The sequence below is a fragment of the Crenalkalicoccus roseus genome (assembly GCF_004761865.1).
GTDB lineage: Bacteria > Pseudomonadota > Alphaproteobacteria > Acetobacterales > Acetobacteraceae > Crenalkalicoccus > Crenalkalicoccus roseus.
On sequence record NZ_SJDM01000028.1, the window covers coordinates 1 to 10480 of the forward strand.

10 protein-coding genes and 1 pseudogene are annotated in these 10480 nt (G+C 76.0%); all 11 read right to left on the minus strand.

The features are described from left to right. Positions 1-17: 17 nt before the first annotated feature. The 11 genes and pseudogenes from ET526_RS15285 to ET526_RS15325 all read right to left on the minus strand — a co-directional run bounded on the left by ET526_RS15285 (position 18) and on the right by ET526_RS15325 (position 10413). Entirely contained in the window at positions 18-629 is a 612-nt protein-coding gene (locus ET526_RS15285; protein WP_135468564.1) for a DUF927 domain-containing protein, read from the minus strand. Next, positions 611-1156 (minus strand): hypothetical protein, encoded by a 546-nt coding sequence (locus tag ET526_RS15290; RefSeq protein ID WP_135468565.1) that lies wholly within the window; start codon positions 1154-1156, stop codon positions 611-613. Before ET526_RS15290 ends, ET526_RS15285 begins: the two co-directional genes overlap by 19 nt. A gap of 147 nt (positions 1157-1303) precedes the next feature. Further along, on the minus strand, positions 1304-1462 hold the full coding sequence (locus tag ET526_RS21300) for a hypothetical protein (protein WP_158295605.1): 159 nt from the start codon (positions 1460-1462) through the stop codon (positions 1304-1306). Between the two features lie 1449 nt (positions 1463-2911). Then, a complete protein-coding gene (locus ET526_RS15295) occupies positions 2912-3331 on the minus strand; it encodes a site-specific integrase (protein WP_135468566.1) in 420 nt (139 codons plus the stop codon). A 217-nt stretch (positions 3332-3548) separates the two neighbouring features. After that, on the minus strand, positions 3549-3812 hold the full coding sequence (locus ET526_RS22125) for a hypothetical protein (RefSeq protein WP_240048420.1): 264 nt from the start codon (positions 3810-3812) through the stop codon (positions 3549-3551). Positions 3813-3970: 158 nt separating this feature from the next. Next, positions 3971-4156: pseudogene (locus ET526_RS22650) on the minus strand (Arm DNA-binding domain-containing protein); the annotation flags it as partial. A 36-nt stretch (positions 4157-4192) separates the two neighbouring features. Then, the gene (locus tag ET526_RS15305) at positions 4193-5488 is read right to left on the minus strand and encodes a tetratricopeptide repeat protein (RefSeq protein ID WP_204623664.1); all 1296 of its coding nucleotides are present in this window, start codon (positions 5486-5488) and stop codon (positions 4193-4195) included. Positions 5489-5667: 179 nt separating this feature from the next. Continuing rightward, positions 5668-6342, minus strand: coding sequence for a sugar transferase (locus tag ET526_RS15310; RefSeq protein ID WP_135468568.1), 675 nt, complete (start codon positions 6340-6342; stop codon positions 5668-5670). After that, the gene (locus ET526_RS15315) at positions 6335-7585 is read right to left on the minus strand and encodes an O-antigen ligase family protein (RefSeq protein WP_135468569.1); all 1251 of its coding nucleotides are present in this window, start codon (positions 7583-7585) and stop codon (positions 6335-6337) included. The genes ET526_RS15310 and ET526_RS15315 overlap by 8 nt, the downstream gene beginning before the upstream one ends. Positions 7586-7709: 124 nt before the next feature. Continuing rightward, a complete protein-coding gene (locus ET526_RS15320) occupies positions 7710-8609 on the minus strand; it encodes a hypothetical protein (protein ID WP_135468570.1) in 900 nt (299 codons plus the stop codon). A gap of 64 nt (positions 8610-8673) precedes the next feature. After that, on the minus strand, positions 8674-10413 hold the full coding sequence (locus ET526_RS15325) for a heparinase II/III domain-containing protein (RefSeq protein ID WP_135468571.1): 1740 nt from the start codon (positions 10411-10413) through the stop codon (positions 8674-8676). Between the last annotated feature and the right edge of the window lie 67 nt (positions 10414-10480).

Consider the following 10480-nt stretch of genomic DNA (forward strand, 5'->3'; position numbering starts at 1 on the left):
ACGCCAGCGTTCAGGCGCTAACAGGGCCTAGCGCCTGCTGCGCCAGCACTGCAAAGCGGCTGGCGCCGTGCTGCGCTTTGTTCCGCGACGGCCTCGAAGGCATTGGTGGTGCCGTTCCAGTTGCGCAGTACCCCGGCCGCATAGGGCGGCCCCCAAACCGACACCTCCATCTGCATCGCGGTCGTCTTGCCGCGCTTGGAGTCGCCGGCCAGGTGAAAGCCGCCACCAGTCTCCCTCAGGGGATGCAGCAGCGGCGCGGCAAAGGCGGCGGCGACACAGAAAGCGGCCAGCGGGTTCCCCACCACCAGCGTCGCCACCTCGGCCTGCCAGCCGCCCAGCGTGCCGGCTGCGGCCGCGAGGCGGGCGGCATCCTCGGCCGGGGTGTCCAACACCACCGGCTCGGCGGCGGCGCCGATGGCCTCGCCGTCCGACAGCAGGAACACCGCGCCCCCGCCCACGTCCTGCCAGCCGGTGCGGTAGGCGCGGCGCACGCGCCGCCCCGCGCGCATCTCTGTCAGCACCTTGCGCAGCAACAGGCGGTCCGTGGGATCGGCGGACAGCCGCAGCCCGCGGTCAGCAAGCTCGGCTTCCAGGGCGCCCGGCTCGGCCATCAGCAGGCGCGCCGGCATGGCCCGGATGTGCAGTCGGCCGTCGCGCGGTCGCGCCAGCGCAGAAACAGCCCCCAGCCCATGCCGGCGGCATCGCGCGCCTCCCCCAGCACCTCGAAGGGCGCGGCCAGCCAGCGCGGCGGCGCGTCGTCGCCCGTGTCGGCGTAGAGCCCATCGGGTCGAGGGGCAAAGCCGGCCGGCCAGACTACTTCCCCTGGCGCCGGCTCGGGGCGGCGGCGCACTTCCGCCGCCTCCTCCGCCCGCCAGCGCGCCCGCTGCGCCGCCACCTCCCAGTCGAGGGGGGCGCAAGTCAGGCCGAGGCGCATCGCTTCCGCGGCCCACCGCACTTCGTAGTCGCGCCGTGGCAGCGCCGCGAGGGCGGCAATCGCGGCCTCGCGTTCCTCAAACGGCATTGCCTCGCCCTCGGGAGCGGGCGGGGCGCCTTCCGCCTCCGCCTCCCCGCCCGCGGCCGCGGCTTGGGGGCGGGCGAGCACCACCGCTTCGCGCAGCGTGGGGAGGGGGGTGCCGAGCGCCCTGGCGGCGGCCATCTCGAGCGGGGTGGCCGGGTCCGCCGGATCGAGCGCGGCAAGGCACGCCAGGATCGCGGCCCGGTCCGGCGGGGGCGGGCGCAGGCGTGTGACCCTGCGCGTGGCCGTTCCGCCGCGGCGGCGGAGCGGCGGGCATGGCGTCGTCCGTCATCGCCGCACCTCCCCGGTGTCGGCGCGGCGCGCGACCGCCCATGCCGCCACCTTCTCGCCCTCGGCGCGCGCCTTGCCGGCGGCTTCGATGGCGGCGCCGATGGTCTCCGACACCTCCGTCGCGCTCAGCCGGCCGGCGCACACCAAGCGCGCCAAGGACCAGGCTTCCCGCTTCGCCGTGGCGTGCCGGGTGCTGACGGGCGCGCCGGCGATCCGCGTATAGGCGCTGGCCAGCGCCGCCGTGGCGTAGCGGTCCCGGCCATTGCCCTATCGCGGTGGCGCGGCGGCGGCAGGGCAGCAGCCGGCGCAGCAGCCCCGCCAGCGCTGCCAGGTCCGCCAGCGGCTCGGGATGCAGGTCGAAGAGGCCGGGCGGCGTCGTAGGGATCGACCGTGCCGTCGGCGTGCAGCGTCTTGCAGAGGCGCCGGCCGCGCGCGTGAAGCGCGGTCAGGCCGCAGCCGGTGGGGGGAAGAGGGGATGCAGCATCAAGACCCAGCCTTTCGGGATGGCCGGGTTGCCTCGGGGCGCTGACGCGGGAGCGAAGCCTGATAGACGGGCGGGGGGTGGGTTGCGCTTCTATCCGGGGCTTCCGCCCCCCTGCGCCGGGCACCGCGAGGTGACCCGGCGTTTGCGATTCAGCGGGCGCGCGTCACGCGCCCGCGGCGCCGGCCGCCTGCCGCGCGCGCTCGGCCGCGCCTCTTCATGGCTCATGGTATTCCCTTCGGCGCCTGACGGCCGCCGCCGGACGCGAGAAGGCGGAGGATGCGAAAACAGGGCTTGCGCCGCGCGCATCATGCCTAACAGAGTCCGGACGGTGGCCCGAGGGCTGCCAGTTCGAGTCAGGCTTCAGGCCCTGCAGTGTGCGAGACCGGCGAGGGCCACTTGCATGGGCCCCTCAAGAGGTCGCCTTTCGGGTGCTCGGCCGGATGCCGCTACACTCCCGAAGCCACGGGGCCAGTGCCCATCGACGGATCGATTGCTCGCGCGAACCAATATTATCCTGCCTCGTGCCGTCGTGATCAAGGCGAAAACCGCCGGTGGGACAGAATACATGCCTCATGTTCCATGTTGGCGCAGACATGCTCCGGTTTGAGGCGTGAATGCCGCCTGTGATTACCTGCGAACAGCGAGTTCTTGCTCGTCAGGCAAGCTTGCAGTTGTTGACGGCTCTACCGGAAGCCGCCCGCACTATTTTTGAATGACGCCGAGTTCTATGATCTGCTTCGCGTTCTTGAATGCCCTGAAGCGGGCCACACGTTCGATTCTCCGAACGCCACTGAAGGCGACCAGGCGCTTTCCGGCTTCGGCTCGTGACGCTTCCGGCCAAGTTCGCGCTGTGATGCGGCATGGAAGTTCCAGGCTGACAAGTTCGCGCATCACATCCCGAAGTTCTTCCTGACACCCTTTCCCGCTTCCCCGAGGAAGGCGGTCTTTTTTGGGCGTCAAAGCCCCCCGGCGGCGGCCGCGCGCAACCCCCCCGCGCAGGCGGCCGGGCGGATTTTCGGTCTTCCCGCCCCCGCTGGCGCTCCCCCCTGTCCCCGGCTGTCCCACGCGCAATTCCGAAGGGGCAGGGGGCCAGCGGCGTGACGTTCGGCGCTGCCGGGCGGTCACCGGCGCAGGCGAGGATGTGCGCGGCCCACAGGTCGAGAGCGTGGCGGCGCTCCGCCAGAAACTCGCCGCGCTGGTAGATGGCCGCGACGCCGCGGATGGTCCCCCGGACGTGTTTGAGCAGCCGATCCACGACATGCGGGGGACCCCCGCTCGGCCAGCACGGTGACGCCGGTGCGGCGGAAATCGTGCACCACCCAACCAAGGATCGGCTCCGGCGGTTCGGCGCCGGCCTCGGCCGCAGCTGGCGCGCGGAGTTCGGCGCGGGCCGGCGCGGCCAGGTGCACGACATGCAGCTTGCAGTTCTTGCTGCGGCCGGCAGGCAGGGTCCAGGTGGAGAGGTCGGGCGCCACCTCGCTCCAGGTCATCGCCGTGACTTCCTCGCGCCGCGCCAGCGTCAGCATGAGGAAGCGCAGCAACGGCCCATGCGGGATCGGAAGCCGGGCGCTGGCGCGCCACCCACACCAGGCCGATTTCTTCCCCCGTCAGTACCCGGTCGCGTGGCAAGTCGCGCCCAGGGACGGGCGCCCCCTCCCAGGGGTTCGGTGCCGTCTCCGGCAGGCTGCCGCGTCGCCTCGCCCATGCCCACATGACGCGGGCGTGTTGCGCACCTGCCGCGCCGTCGTCTCCCCGGCCCTAGAGCTGTTTCCACTCGGCCATGAACGTGGAAACGGCTCCAGCCCATTGTTTGTAGAGCAGAGTCACGCTTCCGGCTGTTTCCAGCCGTCCGCGATCTGCTCTAGCGGCGGTGTCCACCACCTGCGCCGCCTCGCGCCGGCCGATGGCGGTGGCGGGCTTGTCCCGGATCGGGGCGAGGTGGCGGCGCAGCCGCGAGAGGGCATCGCGCCGGGTGGCCGGCCGCAGCCTGGCGAGGTGATGCTCGACGTGGAGTTCGAGCAACGCCGCGACGGTGAAGGCCGCTTCCTCCGCCCTGGTGCGCCGCGCGCTCGGCGGCGAGCCCCCTTCTGCCTGGCCTGCCCGCCCGATGCGGCCTGGTGCGCCGCGCGCTCGGCGGCGAGGATGGCGGCGGCCTCGCACTCGCCCCAGAGGTCGTGGCCCGCCAACACCTCGCCGCGCAGCCGCTCGGCCTCTCGCCGGGCCTTCGCCGCAGTCACCTCGCTGAAGCGCCCGAGCGGAACCCGACGCGAGGCGCTGCCCAGCCTGTAGCGGAAGAGCCAGAGCTTCCCGCCACGCGCCTGGCCGCGCGCCGCGAAGCCCCTCAGGGCAGCGTCGAATACCAGGATGTCCTTGCGCCCCTCCGTGCGGCGCGGCCTCCTTCGTCACCGGAGCGCGCTGGTGTCTGCTTCCGGTCCTTCCTTCCGCGCCGCGTTGGTCAGCCGCTGCTCCCGCCCCTCCCCGAGGGTCACATCGGACATGCGGGCGATGGCGGCCTCGGCGATAGGCAGCCAGTAGCTGACATTGCCGGCACGATAGACCTCGGCCGCGCTGCGCATGCAGGCAAGCGCCTCGGCCATCAGGGCGGGATCCTGGCGCCGCAGCGCCAGCCTCTCCAGCGCATTGGCCAAGCCGTGCTGCGAGAAGGCCCGCTCCAGCGGCACGGGCGCCGCGACGCGCACCTCGAGCGCCGCGCGGTAGGCCGCCGCCGCCGCCTCCAGCCGCGCCGTGCCCGCCTCCCGCTCGCCGAGGCTGGCCAGGGCATTGCCGAGGTTGTTCTGCGTCGCCGCCCATTCCAGCGGCGCCTCCTCCCGCCGGCGCATCTCCAGCGCCGCGCGATAGGCCGCCACCGCCTCCTCCAGCCGCGCCGAATTCCCCTCCCGCTTGCCGAGATTGGCCAGGGCATTGCCGAGGTTGTTCTGCGTCGCCGCCCATTCCAGCGGCGCCTCCTCCCGCCGGCGCACCTCCAGCGCCGCGCGATAGGCCGCCACCGCCTCCTCCAGCCGCGCCGAATTCCCCTCCCGCTTGCCGAGATTGGCCAGGGCATTGCCGAGGTTGTTCTGCGTCGCCGCCCATTCCAGCGGCGCCTCCTCCCGCCGGCGCACCTCCAGCGCCGCGCGATAGGCCGCCACCGCCTCCTCCAGCCGCGCCGAATTCCCCTCCCGCTTGCCGAGATTGGCCAGGGCATTGCCGAGGTTGTTCTGCGTCGCCGCCCATTCCAGCGGCGCCTCCTCCCGCCGGCGCACCTCCAGCGCCGCGCGATAGGCCGCCACCGCCTCCTCCAGCCGCGCCGTGCCCGCCTCGCGCCCGCCGAGGATGAGCAGCGCATTGCCGAGGTTGTTCTGCGTGGTCGCCCAGGCCCGGCGCGCGCCGGCGCGGGCGAACTCCTCCAACGCCGCGCGGTAGGCGGCCACCGCCTCCTCCAGCCGCGCCGTGCCGCCTTCCCGCTCGCCGATCCCGGCCAGCAGAAGGCCCAGGGTGTTCTGGCCCATCGCCCATTCGAGCGGCGCGTGCGCGCGGCTCAGCGTCCGCAGGATGGCGCGGTGGGTGGCCAGCATCTCCTCCTGCCGCAGGGCGATGCGCGCCGCGGCCGGAGCCGCCGGCTGGCCGGGATGCGCCATGTCGCCGCCGCCGCAGAGCGCGGGCCGCTCCTCCCCGCCGCCCTGCCGGGGCTGGGCCACCGCCCCGGGGCAGGCCGCCAGGATCAGGAGGCTCCCCGCGCCCAGGGCAAACCGGCGGGGAGCGAAGCAAAGGCCCGGGAGACGATGAGTTCGGAAGAGGCGCATGGGACCCGGCCCCAGATCATGTTCCGACGCCGATAATGACGCGGCATCCAAACGTTGGTTTTGTAACGATTGGTTTATGTTGCGCTTGCGGTCGTGTCCGCGGCGGGGAGATGGTCGCTGGCTCCCTCGAAGCGCGGCATGGTGGCATGGCCCGGCGCGGTGGCGCCCCTGCCGCGCAGCACCAGCCACAGGCAGCGGAGCAGCAGCGCCAAGTCGCCCGCAAGGGTCGGCGGCAGGGTGGCGTAGCGCGCGTCGAGCTCCAGGCGCCGCTCCCAGGGCACCGCGTTGCGCCCCGCCGCCTGGGCCAGCCCGGCCAGACCGGGGCGTACCAGAAGCCGCCGCCGCTGCCGGGGGGTGTAGAGCGCGACATCCTCCGCCAGCAGGGGGCGCGGCCCGACCAGGCTCATCTCCCCGCGCAGCACGTTGAGGAGCTGCGGCAGCTCGTCGAGCGCGCTGGCGCGCAGCCAGCGACCGAAGCGCGAGAGGCGCGCCGCATCCTCCGCCGGCCGGGCGGGGTCGGCCGGGGCCATGCTGCGGAATTTGAGCAGCACGAAGGTCCGGCCGTCACGCCCCGCCCGCGCCTGGCGGAACAGCACCGGCCGCCCGAGCGCGACCCGCACCGCGAGCGCCACCGCGGCGATCAGCGGCGCCAGCAGCAGGAGCAGCGCCGCCGCAGCCAGGACGTCGCAGGCCCGCTTGCCCCACCGGGCATAGGCCCCTCCGGCGCCTTGGGAACGGTGCTCAGCCACCGCCGGCCTCCGCCTCCGGCGCCCTGGCCTCCGCCGCCAGGGAGAGCAGCAGGCCAAGGGCGAACCACACCATCCGGTTGCCGAGATCGGTCGAGACCATGGCGGAGAGCGCCACCGGCAGCGTCACCGCCGCCACCCGCGCCGCCCGCCCGGGCGGAACGTGTCGGGCCTGGCGCAACGCCAGCACCGCGCCGCCGCCGAAGGCGGCCAGCCAGAGGCCGAGTCCGGGCAGCCCGCCCTCGGCCAGCGCCTCCAGCGCGTGGTTGTGGGGGTAGAAGCCGCGATCCTCCCCGAACCCCGCCGCGATGGTGAAGCCTGCGGTGCCGAGGCCGAACGGCGCGGCGAGGCCGCCCCAGCGCAGCGCGCGCTCCCACAGCAGCAGCCGCGCCGGGGTGGCCGAGGCCGGATCGCCGAACAGCCGCTCCAGCGTGCGCAGCCCCTCCACCCAGCCCGGCCGCGCGGCGAGGGCGGCCAGCCCCGCGATGGCGGCCAGCCCCACCCCCGCCACCCAGGCGAGCGCGGCGGCGCGCCGGCCGCGCCGCCACAGCAGCAGCGCTGGCGCCAGCGCCACGGCGGCGAGCAGGCCGAGCAGCGCCAGCCGCCCGCCCGGCACCAGCACCGCCAGCGCCAGCACCGCGGTGAGCGCGAGCCAGAACAGCCGCCCCGCCGCGCCCCGCGCCTCCACCGCCCGCACCGCCGCCAGCGCGGCGGCGGTGGCGATGGCAAGGCCGGCGAGCTGGTACTGCACCCGCACCCGTCCCGGATCGGCGCCCGGCTCGCCCCCGAGCACCACCCGGTCCGCCGCCACCCCCCACGCCACGGCACCGCCGACCAGCAGGCCGAGCGCCAGGGCGGCGCCGCAAAAGCGGCCGAGCGCCGCCGGCTCCGCCCCCACCAGGAACCCCGCCGCCAGCATCGCCGGGCCAAGCAGCACGAGCTGCGGCAGCTTCTCCGCCAGCACGGCGCGGGAAGGGCTCCAGGTGCCGGCGAGCACCAGCCAGAGCAGCAGCAGCAGCGCGCCGAGCAGCGGCACCGCCAGGCCGCGCCCGAGCGTCCAGCGCCGCGTGGCGAGCAGCAGCGGCAGCGCCGGCAGCAGCAGCAGCGCCGCGGCGGCGGTGAGGTCGAAGGGCAGGGCGGCGAGCCCGGGCAGCGACTTGAGCGCCCCCGCGCCGTGCAGCGCCGCAGCGGCGACCCCCGTCCAGACCGGCAGCAGCGCCGCCACGCCTCCGGGCAGGCGGCTCATGGCGGATCCTGCCCGGCCCGCGCCCCGGGCGCCGGCGCGCACGGCCTGCCGCGGGCGCGGCGGCGGCCATCCGGCGGCTCGCCCGGCCTCGCCGGGTGCGGGCCGCGATCGGCGGGGCCGGGTATCAATCCGCGCCGGCGCCGTGCCAGGCGGTGAGCGGCACCGTCGGCGGGGACACCTCGGGCCGGGGCCGCGGCGCCTCGCCGCGCAGCAGCATGAGGGCGAAGGCCGCGCCGGCGGCGGCGAGCGGCACCGCCAGCGCCAGCAGCACGAGCAGCAGCGGCCGGTTGGGCAGGGCGGGGCGGAGCCCGACCGCAGGGGCGGAGACCAGCCGCGCCGCCACCGCCTCGTCCGCCGCCACCACCAGCGCCGCGCGCTGCTGCTGGCCGAGCAGCTCGTAGAGCTGGGCGCGCAGCAGCGCGTCGCGCTCGCCGGCCAGCATCGCCTCGATGGTGGCGATGCGCCGGCGCGCCATGCCGGCGATGTCGGCACGCACCTTGGCCTCGGCATGGGCGTGCAGCCGGATGAGGGCATCGAGCGCCGCCTCACGCTCGCGGTGCGCCAGGGCGAGGGTGAAGGTGACGGTGGCGATCCCCTGCGTCGTGGCCAGGTTGCGCTCCAGCCAGGCCTGGGCGTCGTCGAGATCGGCCTCGAGGCGCAGACCGAGGGCGCGGCGCAGCGCGCCGAGCGGCCCCGCGCCGCGCTGCTCGGTCAGGTGGGCGAGCAGCTCCGTCTCCCGCGCCAGCATCGCCGCCGCCTCGGGGGCGCGCAGCGCGTCGAGATAGACGGCGAAATTCCCCGAGGGGCGCGAATCCAGCAGCCCCCCGCCCATGATCGGCATCGGCGCGAGCAGGGCGGAGGTGGCGATGCCCGTGGTCTCGGCCGGCGCCACCACCGCCTGGGCGACGAAGCTCCGCGGCCAGGCCAGCACCAGGGCGGCGCCGGCGCCGTAGAGCAGCGCCGCGCCGAGCAGCACCCGCCAGCGCCACACCCAGACGCCGCGCAGCAGCGCCTCCAGCGGCATCCCACCCTCCCTCGCAACCCGCGCAGGGTAGCGGATCAGGGGCTGGAATATCAACTTGAGGTTGTCAGTCCAGCAGGATGGTGGTGACGAGGCGGCGCACCGGCGCCGCGGCGCGGGCCACCAGCACCGGGGCAGGCCGCACCACACCATAGGCGGGGCTCTCCCACCCCGCCTCCAGCGCCAGGGCGAGCGGCGCGTCCGCCGCGACGGACAGGCGCAGCCCCGGCCCCTCGGCGCCCTCGGCGGTGACGCGCCAGCCGCCGGGGGCGAGGCGCCAGCGCAGCGCCACGCGGCGGAACGGGCCGGAGAGGCGGTCCTCCACCACCCAGCGCCGCCCTCCGGCCGCCACGCGCCGCTCCTGCCGGTTGCCGCGGCGATCCTCGATCCAGGCGCCGTCCGGCAGGCCGCCGCAGCGCGGCCAGCGGGCGAAGAGGAAGCGCCCCGCGCGCGGCATCTGGTCGGCGCCGTCGAACTCCACCGTGTTGTGCGCCGCGGTGCCGGTGAAATGGGCGTGCCACCAGGCGGCGCCGGCGGGCGGGTTGTAGGCGCCGCTGCCGCCGTCGCGCAGCAGCGCCCGCCCCCCGTCCCACAGGTCGAGATGCAGCAGGTCCGCCTGGCCGGGGCGGAAGCGCAGCGGGCCGGTACGCAGCAGGGCGAGCGCCCCCGCCTCCCGCCACAGCCGCACCCCCTCCCCGGCCCAGCGCGCCGGCGGCGGCGCGGCCGGCGGCGGCGCCGACAGGCCGAGCCAGGCGCAGCCCGGATCGTCGGCGAAGCCGGCGCCCTCCCCGGCGAGCAGGCGCATCGCCCGCTCCACGCTGCCGCGCGCATCCTCCGGCCCGCGGAGCGAGAGGTCGGCGAGGCAGGAGCCGTCCTGATGGCCGAGGCGCGGCACCGCCCCCGTCGCCGGCTCGGTCAGGCGCGCCAGCCAGCGCGCGGCGGCGGCGGCACGGGCGGCGGCCTCCGGGGAGAGGAGCGGCGGGGCGGCGTGGCGGCGGCGCAGCCACTCCGCCACCGACAGCACGTCGAGCAGCAGCCGGTGATAGCCGGTGGAAAGCTGGGCGAAGCCGCCGCAGGGCGCGACCAGCCGCCGCAGCGCCCGGTCCAGCCGCGCCGCGCCCAGCCGCGCCCAGCCGGCCTCCCCCAGCAGCAGGCCGCAGGCGAGCAGCCCCGCCGCCTCGGAGACGGTGTGGTTGTTGTCCTGCGCCAGGGCGTAGGCCGCCGTCGCGGCGATGCGCCGCCCGTGCAGCGCCAGCAGCGCCCGCGCCCCCGCCGGCGGGCCGCCCCCCGCGAGGCCGAGCGCCAGGGCGAGGTGCAGGGCGCGCAGCGCCGCCTCCTGCCCGCAGGCCCAGTTCGGGCCGCGGAAGGGCGGGTTCGCGCGCAGCCAGTCGGCGAGCCAAGCCTCCGCCCGCGCCAGATGGCCGCTGCCGGGGTCGAGCCGCGCCGCCTGGACGAGCAGCGGCAGCTCGGCCCAGCGGCTGCGTTCCCAGACCGGGCGGATGTCGCCGGGCACGAAGAGGTCGAGCGCCAGCGCCGGCACCCGGGCCGGGAAGGGCCCGTGCCAGTCCGGGGGGGCGAGGGTGGCGGCCCGGCGCAGCAGGGCGGCGGCGTGGCCGGGCGGCAGGGGCGGCGGCGGGTCGCGGGGCGGGGGCAGGAAGGGGCCGGTGGGAGCGGCCGCATCGCGCAGCCGGTGGCGGGCCAGCGCCCGGCCGGGGGGCGAGCGGTGCCAGGCGGCGCGCAGCACCGCCCGCGGCCCGAGCCGCAGGGCGGCGTCGGCCAGCAGCAGCAGGCGGGCCGGACCTCCCATGCGCGAAGCCTCCCCGCTCGGCGGGCCTTCGGGGGTTTTCTACCATAAGACGAAGATTTGTCAGGGG